At 73.3% G+C, this 14,494-nt stretch carries 11 protein-coding genes; 1 reads left to right on the top strand and 10 read right to left on the bottom strand.

The window, feature by feature from the left end; genetic code table 11:
- Positions 1 to 45: 45 nt before the first annotated feature.
- From ACFYW5_RS31730 to ACFYW5_RS31695, 8 genes are all read right to left on the bottom strand, one after another.
- Positions 46 to 1,884 (bottom strand): SWIM zinc finger family protein, encoded by a 1,839-nt coding sequence (locus tag ACFYW5_RS31730; protein ID WP_389420602.1) that lies wholly within the window; start codon positions 1,882 to 1,884, stop codon positions 46 to 48.
- Positions 1,885 to 2,720: 836 nt separating this feature from the next.
- Entirely contained in the window at positions 2,721 to 5,555 is a 2,835-nt protein-coding gene (locus ACFYW5_RS31725) for an SNF2-related protein (RefSeq protein WP_389420569.1), read from the bottom strand.
- A gap of 103 nt (positions 5,556 to 5,658) precedes the next feature.
- Positions 5,659 to 6,252 (bottom strand): sugar kinase, encoded by a 594-nt coding sequence (locus tag ACFYW5_RS31720; protein WP_389420568.1) that lies wholly within the window; start codon positions 6,250 to 6,252, stop codon positions 5,659 to 5,661.
- Complete coding sequence (locus ACFYW5_RS31715) at positions 6,249 to 7,397, bottom strand: ROK family glucokinase (RefSeq protein ID WP_389420567.1); 1,149 nt, start codon at positions 7,395 to 7,397, stop codon at positions 6,249 to 6,251. Before ACFYW5_RS31715 ends, ACFYW5_RS31720 begins: the two co-directional genes overlap by 4 nt.
- A gap of 75 nt (positions 7,398 to 7,472) precedes the next feature.
- The gene (locus tag ACFYW5_RS31710) at positions 7,473 to 8,285 is read right to left on the bottom strand and encodes an ATP-binding cassette domain-containing protein (protein WP_389420566.1); all 813 of its coding nucleotides are present in this window, start codon (positions 8,283 to 8,285) and stop codon (positions 7,473 to 7,475) included.
- On the bottom strand, positions 8,282 to 9,313 hold the full coding sequence (locus ACFYW5_RS31705; RefSeq protein ID WP_389420565.1) for an ABC transporter permease: 1,032 nt from the start codon (positions 9,311 to 9,313) through the stop codon (positions 8,282 to 8,284). Before ACFYW5_RS31705 ends, ACFYW5_RS31710 begins: the two co-directional genes overlap by 4 nt.
- Entirely contained in the window at positions 9,310 to 10,314 is a 1,005-nt protein-coding gene (locus ACFYW5_RS31700; protein ID WP_389420564.1) for a sugar ABC transporter substrate-binding protein, read from the bottom strand. The genes ACFYW5_RS31705 and ACFYW5_RS31700 overlap by 4 nt, the downstream gene beginning before the upstream one ends.
- A gap of 171 nt (positions 10,315 to 10,485) precedes the next feature.
- The gene (locus tag ACFYW5_RS31695; RefSeq protein ID WP_389420601.1) at positions 10,486 to 11,235 is read right to left on the bottom strand and encodes a GntR family transcriptional regulator; all 750 of its coding nucleotides are present in this window, start codon (positions 11,233 to 11,235) and stop codon (positions 10,486 to 10,488) included.
- A gap of 117 nt (positions 11,236 to 11,352) precedes the next feature.
- Between ACFYW5_RS31695 and ACFYW5_RS31690 the strand changes: the two genes are divergently transcribed.
- Positions 11,353 to 12,375, top strand: coding sequence for a Gfo/Idh/MocA family oxidoreductase (locus tag ACFYW5_RS31690; protein WP_389420563.1), 1,023 nt, complete (start codon positions 11,353 to 11,355; stop codon positions 12,373 to 12,375).
- A 58-nt stretch (positions 12,376 to 12,433) separates the two neighbouring features.
- Here ACFYW5_RS31690 and ACFYW5_RS31685 read toward each other — a convergent pair whose 3' ends face one another.
- Both ACFYW5_RS31685 and ACFYW5_RS31680 read right to left on the bottom strand, forming a co-directional pair.
- On the bottom strand, positions 12,434 to 13,612 hold the full coding sequence (locus ACFYW5_RS31685; RefSeq protein ID WP_389420562.1) for a cytochrome P450: 1,179 nt from the start codon (positions 13,610 to 13,612) through the stop codon (positions 12,434 to 12,436).
- 56 nt (positions 13,613 to 13,668) lie between these two features.
- Positions 13,669 to 14,349, bottom strand: a complete 681-nt coding sequence (locus tag ACFYW5_RS31680) for a response regulator (RefSeq protein WP_389420561.1) — start codon at positions 14,347 to 14,349, stop codon at positions 13,669 to 13,671.
- Positions 14,350 to 14,494 lie beyond the last annotated feature (145 nt).

Below are 14,494 nucleotides of genomic sequence, written 5' to 3'. Positions count from 1 at the left end.
CGACGAACCCTCACACGCTCTTCACCGGGCGCGCCCGGTCCGCCGTCATGACCCGGCCGGACCGCCCAGGCCGGTCAGCGCGCCGACGGGGTCCAGGTCCGGGGTGCCGCGCGGCCACCAGTCGTCGTGGCCCGGTTCCGATTCGTACGCGTACCACAGGCCGTCGCGGCCGAGGCGCAGCTGGACATGGCCGCGGGGGTGGGTGAGGCGGTTGCGCCAGGGGCGGAACGCCGGGAGGTCGGCGGCAAGGAGCAGGGGGCGGGCCCGGTCGAAGCGGCCGGCCGGCGGGTCCCATGCCTCCTCCAGTACGGCGAGCCCCTGCTCGCCGCCCTGGCGCCACGCGGCGACCGCCCGGGCCAGGTCGGCGGGCGTGCGGTCGGCGGCGGAGGCGAGCGAGGCGTACAGGGCGCGGGTGCCGGCGGTGAGGCCCGCTCCGGGGCGGGCCGCGGCGAGTCGTACGGCGTCCTGCCACAGCGTCAGTTCCGCGAGCGGGTCGTGGCCGGTGCCGAGCAGGGCGTGTGCGCGGGCGGCGGCGTCGGTGGCCAGCTGGTCCAGCGCGAACGGGTCCGGGCCGCCCGGCGCCGCCGGATAGACGGGGGGCTGCTCAGGGTGCGGCGGGACCGGCAGCGGCGGCGGGAGCGGCGGGAGTTCGCGGGGCGCGAGAGCTTCGCTCGCCCGTACGCCCGGCAGCGGCGCCGGTCCCTGGTCCTGCGCGACACGGGCCGACCGTGCGGCGCTCAGGCGGGACAGGGCGTCCAGGAGCTCGCGCTCACCGCGGCCGCGCAGCAGGAGCAGGACGAAGGGGTCGGCGTCGAGCAGCCGTGCCGTCTGGTAGCAGAGGGCGGCCGCGTGTTTGCAGGGGTGGCCGTAGTCCGGGCAGCTGCACTGGGGCTCCAGGTCTCCCGGGCCGGGCAGCAGCGGCACACCGCACTCGGCGAGGGAGTGCGGCATCTCCTTGTCGAGCAGCGCGGCGATATGCCCGGGCCGCTCGGCGGCGACGTCCAGGAACCGCTCCCAGTCGGCGTCGTCGAGCGTCCGCAACCGCACCTGCACGCGGTACGGCCGGGGGCGGCTCCCCTTCACGTACGCGAGGACCAGGCCGGGGGTGACGGTGATGGCGTCCACGTGCCCCTGCTCGGCGTAACCCCGCCCGCGCGCCAGCCGCTTGGGGTCGAGCGCCCCCTCTTCCAACGCCGCCACCCAGGCATTGCCCCACCACGTCTCGGCGAACCCGGTCCCACCGGTGCCTCCGGCGGGAAGGGCGGGGAAGGTACGCCGGTGATCCCCGTCCCGGGAGGGAGCGGCCATGGTGCGGGGCACGGCGGCGCGGACGCCGGGGGGAGCCGCGCGGACACCGGGGGGAGGAGAGGCGGGGTGAGGGTGCGGGGGGTTGGCGGCATGGGTTGCCGGGTGGGGGCGCGGGAGGTTGGCGGCATGGGGGGTGGCGTGGGGGCGCGGAGGGTTGGCGGCGTGGGGGTCGGGGGCCGTCGGGTCGGCGTCACGGGCATGGGCATGCGGCCGGTCGGCGCCATGCGTGTCGGCGTCAGCATGCGGGGCGAAAGCCGTCGGGTCGGCGTCACGGGCATCGGGGTGGGCCCGACCGGCGCCACGCGCGTCGGCATGGCGGTCGGGAGCCGTCGGGCTGGCGCCACGGCCATCGGCATGCGCCCGGCCGACACCACGCGCGTCGGCATAGGGGGCGAGGGCCGTGGGGTCGGCGCCACGGGCATCAGGGTCAGAGGCGGGAGCCGTCCGGTCGGTGCTGTCGGCATCGGCATGGGGATCGGGAGCCGTCCGGTCGGTACCACGGGCGTCGGCGTGCAGCCGGTCGGTGCCGTGGGTACCGGCGCTTCCCTGGCTGCGGGCCTGCGGGTGGGGAGGCATCGGGTCGGCGTCGTGTGCGTCGGTGGTCCGGGTCCGGGAATCGCGCCCGTTAGTGCCCGTCTCGGTCGGCTTCTCCTCCGGGGACTCCGCATCTGCGGGCAGTCGGAAGGCGCCGGAGAGCAGTTCCCGCAGGGCGCGGGCGCGGGCCGCCGGTGCGTCGCTCCGCGCGGGGCGGGGGTGACGCGCGCGTCCCGGGACCGGGGTCGCCGGCTTCGGCTCGGCCCGGCGCGCAGCACGCAGCGCTTCCCGCGCGACATCCGCGGGGCGCACCGTCGGCGGGTCGGCGGAGGCGGTCCCGGGCGTGCCCGCCCCGGTGTCACCCGCCGGGTCCGGGCCGTCCCCGGCACCGGCGCGCCGTAGCGCGGCACGAGCCACGTCGCCGGGGCGGGCCTCACGCGTGTCCGCCCCCGTCGTGGCGGGATCCGAACCGCCGGACCGCTCGCCCTTGCCCTCCCGTTCCCGCGCCATCCGCAACGCCCGCCGAGCCGCCTCGGACAGTTCCCCGGCACTCCCGCCCATGCCCCGCGGCTCGGGGCGCAGCACCCGGCCGCCCTCCTCCGACAGCTCGGTCCCAGGACGTTCCTCGCCCTCAGGGCCCCCGCCCTCCCCCGCACCCGCGCCGAGAACACCCCCGTCCCTCCCCTGCCACTCCCCCTCCCGCGCAGCCCTCCGCACCCGACCGCCCTCCCCCGACAGCCCGGCCACAGAACGTTCCTCAACCTCAGGGCCCCCGCCCTCCCCCGCACCCGCGCCGAGAACACCCCCGTCCCTCCCCTGCCGCTCCCCCTCCCGCGCAGCCCTGAGCGCCCTGCGGGCCTCGTCCGACGGGCGGGGGGTCATGTGGTCCTCCGCAGGGAGACCAGGTCGGAGAGTTCGCGGGCCGTCAGTTCGGTGAGGGCGGCTTCGCCGGAGCCGAGGATCGCGTCGGCCAGAGCCCGCTTGGACTCCAGCATCTCCGCGATGCGGTCCTCGATCGTGCCCTCGGTGATGAGGCGGTGGACCTGGACGGGCTGGGTCTGGCCGATGCGGTAGGCGCGGTCGGTGGCCTGTTCCTCCACGGCCGGGTTCCACCAGCGGTCGAAGTGGATGACATGACCGGCCCGGGTGAGGTTCAGGCCGGTCCCGGCCGCCTTCAGGGAGAGCACCAGGACCGGAGTCTCGCCCGCCTGGAAGCGGTCCACCATGTGTTCGCGCTCGGGGATCGGTGTGCCGCCGTGGAGGAGGCCCACGGGGACCGCGCGGGAGGCGAGGTGGGAGGTGATCAGCCGGGCCATCCCCACGTACTGCGTGAAGACCAGTGCCGAGCCGTCCTCCGACAGCAGGGTGTCCAGCAGTTCGTCGAGCAGCGCCAGCTTGCCGGAGCGGGCCGCCAGGGACTCGCCCGCGGCGGGCTCCTTCAGGTACAGCGCGGGGTGGTCGCAGATCTGCTTCAGCGCCGACAGCAGCTTCAGGACCAGACCCCGGCGCGCCATGCCCTCCGCGGTCTCGATAGCGAGCATCGACTCCCGCACCACCGCCTCGTACAGCGCGGCCTGTTCACGGGTGAGCGGCACCGGGTGGTCGGTCTCGGTCTTGGGCGGCAGCTCCGGGACGATCCCGGGGTCGGACTTCTTGCGGCGCAGGAGGAAGGGCCGCACGAGCCGCGCCAGCCGCTCCACCGCCTCCTGGTCCTCGCCGTTCTCCACCGCACGCGCGTGCCGGGCCCGGAAGGACTTCAAGGGGCCGAGGAGCCCCGGGGTCGTCCAGTCCAGCAGGGCCCACAGCTCGGAGAGGTTGTTCTCCACCGGGGTGCCGGTCAGCGCCACCCGCGCCGGGGTCGGAATGGTGCGCAGGGCCTTGGCCGTCGCCGAGTAGGGGTTCTTCACGTGCTGGGCCTCGTCCGCGACGACCATGCCCCAGTCCTGCTGGGCGAGGACCGGCGCCGCGGACCGCATGGTGCCGTACGTCGTGAGGACGAAGCCGCCGGTCAGGTCGTCCAGGGTGCGGTCGGGGCCGTGGAAGCGGCGCACGGGGACGCCGGGCGCGAAGCGGGTGATCTCGCGCTGCCAGTTGCCGAGCAGGGAGGCCGAGCAGATCACCAGGGTCGGTTCGCTGCGGGCCCGCTTCAGATGCAGCGCGATGAGGGTGACGGTCTTGCCGAGGCCCATGTCGTCGGCGAGGCAGCCGCCGAGGCCCAGGGAGGTCATGAGGTCCAGCCAGGCCAGGCCGCGGAGCTGGTAGTCGCGCAGGGTGGCGGCCAGGCCGGGCGGTGGCGCGGCGGGGCGGACGCCCGCCGTGAGGCGGTCGCGCAGGGCGGCGAGGGCGCCGACCGGCACCGCCTCCACCGACTCGCCGTCCACCTCCGCGGTGCCGGTGAGGGCGACGGACAGCGCGTCGACGGGGTCGAGGAGGCCCAGTTCGCGCTTGCGGGCCTTGCGGACCAGGGCGGGGTCCACCAGCACCCAGTGGTCGCGCAGCCGGACGACCGGGCGGTGCGCCTCGGCGAGCGCGTCCATCTCGGCCTCGCTGAGCGGCTCCCCGCCGAGCGCCAGCTGCCAGCGGAACTGGAGCAGGTCCTCGCTCTCGAAGAAGCCGGTGCCGTCGGTCGCCGAGCCCGGGGCGGGCCGTACCACCGCGGCGGCGGTGAGGTCCTGGGCGAGGTCGCGGGGCCAGTGCACCCCGACGCCCGCCGCCGCGAGCCGGGTCGCCGCCACCCCCAGCAGATCGCCCAACTCCTCGTCCGACAACGCCAGTACGTCGGGTACGTCCTGCTCGGCGAGCCGGTCCAGCGGCGGCCAGACGCGGGCCGCGCGGCGCACCGCGAGGGCGGCGTCGACCCGCGCGCGGGGACCGAAGGCCGTATCCGCCTCGCCCGCCCACAGCGCCGCCGCGTCGGCGACCAGGGTGGGGTCGGCGAGGCTGTGCACCTGGACGATCGCCGCGCCAGCGTGGCGCACGCCCTCCTCGCTGTCGAACAGCTGGTGAGCCGCCAGGTCCAGGCGCAGCGAGATGCGGACGCCTGCGTCCATCCCGGCGGCGACCTCGGCCGCCCAGTCGTGGGCGTCGGGCAGGCGCTGCGGCCGGCGGTCCGCGAAGGGCTTCCCGCAGGCGTGGGGGGCGGCCGGGGTGCGGGGCAGGGTGTCGGCGACCGCGTCGAGGAAGGAGCGCATCAGGGCTTCCGGCTCGGGCAGCCGGAGCGGTCCCGGGCCGGGCAGCGGCACCGCGTGTCCTTCGGGGGGCAGGGCGGCGGCGATGGCCCGCAGGTGCGCGATGTCGACCGGGCCGAGGGGGCCGGCCCGCCAGGCGTCGTGGCCTGTGGGGGTCAGTCCGGGGAGGAGCCGGCCGCGCGCGGTGAGCCGTAGGGCGTGCTGGGCGGCGGCGCCCCAGGCGGCGGTGGCGGGGTGGGCCGCGGGGTCGCGGCGGGCGCGGACGAGGAGGGGCAGCGCGGCGTCCAGGGGGAGGGTCAGGGCGGGGGCGGGCCTGCGGCGGACCCCGGCGCCGTGCCGCCGTACCACCGTCAGCTCGGTGGGCCCGGGGCCCGGGGGCAGGGGGGCGTCCTCGGGGTCCCAGAAGGCGATCCGGCCCTCGCGCGGCAGGGGCGCGGGCAGGAAGACGGCGGCGAGGCGCACGGGCACGAAGTCCGCCGTACGGAGATCGCCGGTGCGGTCGGCCGCTGTCGCCGTGTCGTTCATACGCCCTGTCACCTCCCGTCCCTGAGTCGGATCAGTCGTCTTCGACTCTACGGGCGGGGTCTGACAATCGGCCCCGCCGCCCGGTCCGGGCGGGGCCGGACGGCTAGGGAACCGTGCGGGAGACGACGTAGACCATGGGGAAGGTCGGGTTGCCCGTGTTGACCACGATGTCCTGGGTGGGGGCCGGGTTCTTCTGCTCGCGGACGATCCCGAAGTACGCGCCGGGCCGGGAGCCCTCGCCGGCGAACTTCCAGCCGGTGACCTTCTGGTCCCGGGTGCCGATGGTGATGTCGCCCCGCTGGAGGTCGTTGCGGTGCAGCCCGAGATCGGCCAGGAAGGCGTCCAGGCCGGCGTGCGTGGTCTGGAACTGGACGTAGAGCCGGCTGGTGCGCCAGTTGTTCGTCTCGTAGTGGGCGACCTGGTTCGCGGGGTGCGGGACAGGCACCTGGTAGAGGCGGCGCTGGACCTTGGACGGCCAGCCCTCGGTGAGTCCCCGCGCCGCGTACTTGGCCTCCTTGTCCTTGCCGCTGTCCCGGCTCTGATCGGCGGAGATCACCAGGTAGCCGGCGGGGACGCCGATGAGCAGGACGATGATGAGCAGGGTGAGCGCCCGGCGGCGGATCATGTGGCGCCGGTCCTCGGCGGGCCGCGACGGCTCGTCCGCCGGTTCGGCCTGGTGCGGCAGTTCAGGGGTCACGCGGGCCCCTGCGGCGCGCGGCGGGAGGACACGTACCGCTCGTAGCGCTCATGGCGCTCCACCCGGCGCCGGTTGGCGCGCCGGAAGCGGCGGGCGACCAGGCGGGCGAGGTCCGCGGCGCCGACCATGCCGGCCTCGGGGCCGAGCTGGGCGCGCGCGATACGGGCCTCGGGGCGGTAGCCGCGGCCGGTCAGATGGCGCTTGAAGGCGTCCCGCGCGGGAACGATGAGCAGGTCGTCGGCGGCCGAGACACCGCCGCCGATGACGAAGCAGGACGGGTCGAGGGCCGCCGCGAGGTTGGCGATGCCGACGCCGAGCCACTGGCCGATGTCCTGGAGCAGCTCGATGCACATGGCGTCGCCGTCCCGGGCCAGCTCGGTGATGACCGGCCCGGTGATGTCGGGGACGCTGCCCTTGACGTGCTCGATGAGCCCGTACGCCACCGGGGAGTCGGCCGCGGCCAGCTCACGGGCCTCGCGCACCAGGGCGTTGCCCGAGCTGTACTGCTCCCAGCAGCCGCGGTTGCCGCACGGGCAGCGGTGGCCGCCGGGCACGACCTGCATATGGCCGAACTCGCCGGCCACGCCGAACTTGCCGCGCTTGACCTGCCCGTCCTCCAGGATCGCGCCGCCGATGCCGGTGCCCAGCGTGATCATCACCAGGTGGGTCTCGCCGCGGCCCGCGCCGAAGCGCCACTCGGCCCAGGCGGCGGTGTTGGCGTCGTTGTCGACCAGGACGGGCACGGCGAGCCGTTCGGCGATGCGGTCCCTGAGCGGTTCGTTGCGCCAGGACAGGTGCGGGGCGAACAGGATGCGGTTGCGGTCGGCGTCCACCCAGCCGGCCGCGCCGATGCCGACGGCGTGCACGTCGTGCCGGTCGGACAGGTCCAGCACCAGTTCGACGATGGTGTCCTCGACGACCTTGGGGCTCTTGGACTTGTCCGGGGTCTCCGCGCGGAGCTTCTCCAGGATGTTGCCGTCGGCGTCGACGACGCCGGCCATCACCTTGGTGCCGCCGATGTCGATGCCCACGGTGGGCACTCGGGGGGCGGTCAGGTGTGACCGGCGCTCCCTTGTGCCGACTGTGCGCAGAGCCGTGGCGCGGCGGGAGCCGATGGGGGCGTTGAAGGTGCCGTAGGTGCTCATCGGGCCCGATTCTGCCTCACCGCGGGTAGGGGTGCCGTCGAGGGAAACAATGGGGTGGTTTCTGTCGTACGCCGTCTACCGGCCGGTGTGCGGTCGCTCGCGCAGTTCCCCGCGCCCCTGGGTACGTTTCAGCTCCCGGCGTAGATCATCGAGGTCGTTGCCGCCTGCCATCTGCCTGGTCAGCTCGTCCAGGGTGATCTCATGCCGCTTGCGGTTGCCCACCATCGTGCCCCTCTTCAGCAGCACGAAGCGGTCGCCGACCATATACGCGTGGTGCGGATTGTGTGTGATGAACACAACCCCCAGGCCCTCGTCCCGCGCCGCCGCCACGAGCTTCAGGACCACGCCGGACTGCTTCACGCCGAGCGCCGCCGTCGGTTCGTCCAGCACCAGGACCTTCGCTCCGAAGTGCACGGCCCGCGCGATGGCCACGCACTGGCGTTCGCCGCCGGAGAGGGTGCCGATGGGCTGGTCGACATCGCGGAGGTCAATGCCCATGTTCCGCAGCTCCGTGTAGGTGGCGCGGCGCATGTGGTCGACGTCCAGGCGCTTGAAGGGGCCGACGCCCTTGCGGGGCTCGGAGCCGAGGAAGAAGTTCCGCCACACCGGCATCAGCGGTACGACGGCCAGGTCCTGGTAGACCGTGGCGATGCCGCGGTCCAGGGCCTCGCGCGGGGAGGACAGCTTCGTCTCCTCGCCGTCGAGGCGCAGGACGCCGCCGTCGTGCTGGTGCAGCCCCGCGATGATCTTGATGAGGGTGGACTTGCCCGCGCCGTTGTCGCCCAGGACGCAGGTGATCTCGCCCGCGTGGACCTCCAGGGAGACGCCTTCCAGGGCGCGGATGTTGCCGTAGTGCTTGCTGACGTCGGCCAGCTCGACGAGTGTCACTTGGTGGCCTCCGCGCGCTTGCGGACCCAGGCGTTGAGCAGGGTCGCGAGGAGCAGCATCGCTCCGAGGAAGAACTTGAACCAGTCGGGGTTCCACTCGGCGTAGACGATGCCCTTGCTGGTCATGCCGAAGATGAACGCGCCGACCGCGGAGCCGACCGCGCTGCCGTAGCCGCCGGTGATCAGACAGCCGCCGATGACGGCCGCGATGATGTAGATCAGCTCGTTGCCGACGCCCTCGCCGGACTGGACGACGTCGTAGGAGAAGAGCAGGTGCTGGCCCAGGATCCAGGCGCCGAACGCGACGCCCATGTAGAGGCCGATCTTGGTCCTGGCGACGGGGACGCCGACCGCTCGGGCCGCGTCCTGGTTGCCGCCGACCGCGAAGATCCAGTTGCCGGCGCGGGTGCGCAGCAGGATCCAGGAGGCGACGGCGACCAGGCCGAACCACCACAGGATCGTCACCTTGACGTCGACGCCGCCGATGGTCAGCGTCGAGGCGAAGACGTCGCGCGCGCTCGGGAAGCCCTCCATGTCGGCGATCGACTTGGTGGAGACGGTGCCGTCGATCAGCTTGGTGAAGCCGAGGTTCATGCCGGTCAGCATCAGGAAGGTGCCGAGCGTGATGATGAAGCTCGGCAGTTTCGTGCGGGTGAGCATGATGCCGTTGAAGGCGCCGATGGCCAGGGTGACCAGCAGGGACACTCCGACGCCGACCCAGGTGTTGGCCGTCATCTGGTAGCTGAACATCGACGACACCAGGGCCGAGGACGTCACCAGCACGCCCGCCGACAGGTCGAACTCGCCGCCGATCATCAGCAGGGCGACGGGGACCGCCATGATGCCGATGGTGGAGGACGCGTACAGGACCGTGCTGAGGCTGGCGGCGCGCAGGAAGCCGTCGGCGGCGAGTGCGAAGAAGGCGAAGACGGCGAGGGCGCCGACGACCGAGCCGAGTTCGGGGCGACCGAGGAGCTTGCGCAGCGGTGAGGTCTCGACGAGCCGTTCGTCGACGGTCGCGGCGCTCATCGGGTGCCCCGCTTCGTGTACTCCTCCAGCGCCGCGGCCTGGTCCTGGGTAATGATCTGCGGGCCGGTGAGCACGGGCCTGCCGCCGCCGAGGACGTCGTCGTTGTACTTGTACAGCCACAGCAGGTCGACGGCCTCGTAGCCCTGGAGGTACGGCTGCTGGTCGACGGCGAAGCCGAGGGTGCCGTCCCTGAGCGAGGCCGCCACCTTGGCGTTGAGGTCGAAGGTGTCGATCTCGGCGTCGCTGCCGGCGCCATGCTTGGCCTTGACGGCGGTGTCGGCGTACGGGGCGCCGAGCGTGACGACCGCGTCGATGGAGCCGTCGGCCTGGAGCTTGGCCTCGATGGCGGACTGCACGTCCGGCATGCTCGTGCCGTTGACGTACAGGTCCTGGACGGTGCCGTCGAAGGTCTTCTTCACCCCGTCGCAGCGCTGTTCGTGACCGACGTTGCCCTGCTCGTGCAGCACGCAGAGGGCCTTCTTGCGGCCGCGCTCGTTCAGCTCCTCGCCGACGGCCTCGCCGGCGATGGTCTCGTCCTGTCCGATGTGGGTGAGCGCGCCGAACGCCTTGGACTGCTCCGAGCCGGAGTTCACCGTGATCACCGGGATGCCGGCCTTGCGGGCGCGGGCCACGGCGGCCTTCATGGCGTCGGGCTTGGCGAGGGTGACGATGATCCCGTCGACCTGCTTGTCGACGGCGGCGTCGACGAGCTGCGCCTGCTGCTGGCCCTCGTCGTCGTGCGAGTACAGGAAGTTGATGTTGTCCTTGACGGCCGCCTGCTCGGCGCCGCTCTGGACGATGTCCCAGAAGGTGTCGCCATCGCCCGAGTGGGTGATCATCGCGAAGGTCCAGCGGGGGGTGTTCACCGCCGCCTTCCCCTGGGCCGCCGCGGCCTTGCGGGCGTCCTCGGCGCGCTTGCCGCCGGTGCTGCTGCATCCGGCGAGGGACACGCACAGTGCCCCCGCCAGCGCGAATCCTGCCCAGGTCCTCAACCGTGCCACGAGGCCGTGCCCTTCTTGCTGTGTGCTGACGTACGCAAGGGGCCAGTGACATCACCGGCCCCAAACGTCTCAGTATCAAACACAGGGGTCATGCGCCCGGTGACCGGGGGACCGCGAGTCGGTTGCCTTGTCCGGACATTGAGACGAACGAACGGCCGGGGAGAAGGACCTTTACGGGCGTACGAGGAGCTGGAACTCGAAGGCGTAGCGGCTCGGGCGGTAGATGTGGTCGCCGAACTCGACGGCGCGGCCGGTGTCGTCGAAGGTGGTGCGCTGCATGGTGAGCAGCGGGGCGCCCTCGTGCTCGGTGAGCCGTTCGGCCTCGGCGGCGGTCGCGGAGCGGGCGCCGATGGACTGGCGGGCGCTGTGCAGGGTGATCCCGGCGCTGCGCATCAGCCGGTACAGGCCGGTGGCCTCCAGCTGCGCGGTGTCCAGGTCGAGCAGTCCGCCGGGCAGGTGGTTGCACAGGTACGCCATCGGCTCGCCGTGCGCGAGGCGCAGCCGCTCCACGCGGTGCACGTCGCCGCCCTCGGGGACGCCGAGCGCGGCGGCCACTTCGGCGGAGGCCGGGACGACGGTGTTGACCAGCACCTTCGTGGCCGGGCGCTGGCCGGCGGCCTCCAGGTCGTCGAAGAGGCTGCTGAGTTCCAGGGGGCGCTTGACCTGGCTGTGCACGACCTGGGTGCCGACGCCGCGGCGGCGGACCAGCAGGCCCTTGTCGACGAGCGACTGGATGGCCTGGCGGACGGTGGGCCGGGAGAGACCGAGGCGTGCGGCCAGCTCGATCTCGTTGCCCAGCAGGCTGCCGGGAGTGAGCGCCCCGTGCTCGATCGCCGCCTCCAGCTGCTGGGACAGCTGGAAGTACAGCGGCACCGGGCTGCTGCGGTCCACACGGAGGGCAAGCGGCGAGGTCGGGTCCACTTCTGGTTTCGGCACGGGCCGAGCGTAGCTCCATGGCCGGTTGACGGGAAGTCGTGTAGTTCGATTGTCCGGACATTCAGATTGACAGGGTGGCCGGTGCGACCGCACTTTGGTCCCATGCGCATCGGAGTCATCGGTACCGGCCGGATCGGGACGATCCACGCGAACACTCTGAGCCGGCACCGGGAGGTCGGATCCCTGATCCTCACGGACGCCGATCCGGCGCGGGCGGCGGAGCTGGCCCTGCGGCTGGGCGAGACGGCGGCGCCGGGGGTGGACGAGATCTTCCGTTGGGGTGTGGACGCGGTGGTCATCACGACGGCCACCCCGGCGCACGCCGAGCTGATCGGGCGGGCGGCGCGGTCGGGGCTTCCGGTGTTCTGCGAGAAGCCCATCGCGCTGGACCTGCCCGGCACGCTTCAGGCGATCGCCGAGGTGGAGACCGCCGGAACGATCCTGCAGATGGGGTTCCAGCGCCGCTTCGACGCGGGGTATCTGGGTGCCCGGGAAGCGGTGCGCGCCGGGCGGCTGGGACGGCTGCACACCGTACGGGCGCTCACCAGCGACCAGGCGCCGCCGCCGGCCGCGTATCTGCCGGGGTCCGGTGGACTGTACCGGGACACGCTGATCCATGACTTCGACGCGCTGCGCTGGGTGACCGGGCGCGAGGTGACCGAGGTGTACGCGGCCGGGTCCGACGCCGGGCCCGCGATGTTCCGTGAGGCGGGTGACGTCGACACCGCGGCGGTGGTGCTCAGGCTGGACGACGGCACGCTCGCGACGGCCACGGCGACCCGGATGAACGGCGCGGGCTACGACGTGCGCATGGAGCTGGCCGGGGAGCGGGACACGGTCGTCGTCGGCCTGGACGACCGCACGCCGATCGCGTCCACGGAACCGAGCGGACCCCCGGCCGCCGACAAGCCCTGGCCCGGCTTCCTGGAACGCTTCGGACCCGCCTACGAGGCCGAGCTGGCCGCGTTCGTCGAGGTGGTCCGGGGCGAGCGGGCCAACCCCTGCGACGGCCGCGAGGCCTTGCAGGCCCTGCGGATCGCCGAGGCCTGCGAACTGTCCAGACACGAGCACCGTCCGGTCCGCCCGGCCGAACTGCCGGGCGGCCACGAGACGTCGGCGGTCTGAAGGCGGACAACCGGGGTCCGGCGTCCGGCGGCGCACGCCTCCGGAGCCCGCCCCGTGTCTACCAGCGCACCGGCAGGGTGCGCATGCCTCGGATCAGCATGCCTGGGAGCCATTCGCCGGGTGGGCCGTCGAGGGTGAGGTGGGGGGTGCGGTCCAGGAGTGTGCGGATCGCCGTGCGCGCTTCCAGGCGGGCCAGGGGGGCGCCCAGGCAGAAGTGGAGGCCGTGGCCGAAGGCGACATGGCCGCGGGTGTCGCGGCGGATGTCGAAGCGGTCCGGGTCGGGGTAGCGGCCCGCGTCCCGGTCCGCCGCGGTGAGGCAGATCATCACCGGGTCGCCCGCCTCGATCCGGGCGCCCCCTATCTCCAGCGGCTCGGCGGCGTACCGGAAGGTGGCGTTCTCCACCGGGCCCTCGTAGCGCAGCATCTCCTCGACCGCGCCGTCGAGGAGGGTCATGTCGGCCCGCAGGGCGGCGAGTTGGTCGGGATGGGTGAGCAGGGCGTGGACGCCGCTGCTGATGAGGTTGACCGTGGTCTCGTGGCCGGCGATCAGCAGGATGAAGGCCATGCCGCGCAGTTCGTCCGGGGAGAGCCGGTCGCCGTCCTCCGCGGTGGTGCGGATCAGGTCGCTGAGCAGGTCGCCGCCCGGGCCCGCGGCCCGCTTGTCCTCGATCAGGTCGGTGAAGTAGGCGGCGAGGCCGACGAAGGCGTCGTACTCGCTGCCCGGACTGCTGGGCGCGACCGCCTCCGTGGACATCTTGCGGAACTCCGCGCGGTCCATCTCGGGCACGCCGAGCAGTTCGCAGATGACGGTGAGCGGGAGGGGATGCGCGAAGGACTCCACCAGGTCGGCCCGGCCGTGCGGCAGCATCGCGTCGAGGAGGTCGTCGGTGATCCGCTGGACGCGCGGGCGCAGTTCCTCCACCCGGCGCATGGTGAAGGCGCGGGAGATCAGGCCGCGCAGCCTGGTGTGCTGGGGCGGGTCGCAGACCAGGAGGTTCTTGCCGATCATCTCCTCGTCCAGGGACGACATGCCGATCTTGGAGGCGTCCTTGGACAGGCGCGGGTCGGCCAGCGCCGCGCGGGCCTCCTCGTGGCCGACGACGAGCCAGGTCGCGGACTCCCACTCCGGCGGCCGGACGCGGTGCACGGGCCCCATGGCCCGCAGGCTCGCGTACGCCGGATGCGGATTGCGGCGGAACTCCTCGCCGAACTCCCCCAGATCGATGACACCGCTCATGACCGCTCCCCCTCGGACCCTTCCCCCGACACCCTCACAACGGACGGGGCCCGCGCCTAGTGCCCCGCCTCGTCGGGTTCTTCGAGGAGCCCCGCGTCATGGGCGAGCAGGGCGATCTGGACCCGGTTGTTGAGGTCGAGCTTGGTCAGGATGCGGGAGACATGGGTCTTGACCGTGGCGACGCTCAGGAACAGGGCGCCGGCGATCTCCGCGTTGGACAGGCCGCGGCCCACCGCGACGGCGACCTCGCACTCGCGGTCGTTCAGTGCGGCGATCCGGGCCCGCGCGCGGGTGCGGCGAGTATCGGCGGCGGCGCCCGCCGCGTGCTCCATCAACTGCCGTGTCACCGTGGGCGACAGGACCGGATCACCCGCGGCGACCCGCCGTACCGCCTCGACGATCTCCGCGGGCGGGGTGTCCTTCAGGACGAATCCGGCGGCGCCCGCGCGCAGGGCACGCAGGACGTGCTCGTCGGCGTGGAAGGTGGTGAGCAGGACCACCTGCGGGGCGTCGGGCCGGCCGCGCAGCCGCTCCGTGGCGGTGAGACCGTCCACCGAGGGCATCCGGATGTCCATCAGGACGACGTCCGGGCGGGTGCGCTCGACGAGGTCCCCGACCTCCGCGCCGTCGGCGGCCTCACCGACGATCTCGATGTCGTCCGCGCCGCCCATCATCAGGGACAGACCGGCCCGCACCAGCGGGTCGTCGTCGACGAGGAGGAGTCTGATCGCAGTCATGGCGCTTACGTAATCATGATTGCCGGGGCGGGACGCGCGCGCTGTGACATCGAGCGGGAACTGCTGCGGCCGGCCGAGGTGTTCGGGATGCCCGGTGGCGGCGTGGAGCCCGTTGCGGGGCGGGTTCCTCCGGCTCCGTCGAGGC

The organism is Streptomyces sp. NPDC002779, assembly GCF_042888685.1.
GTDB lineage: Bacteria > Actinomycetota > Actinomycetes > Streptomycetales > Streptomycetaceae > Streptomyces.
This window is presented reverse-complemented; position numbering and strand designations above follow the sequence as displayed.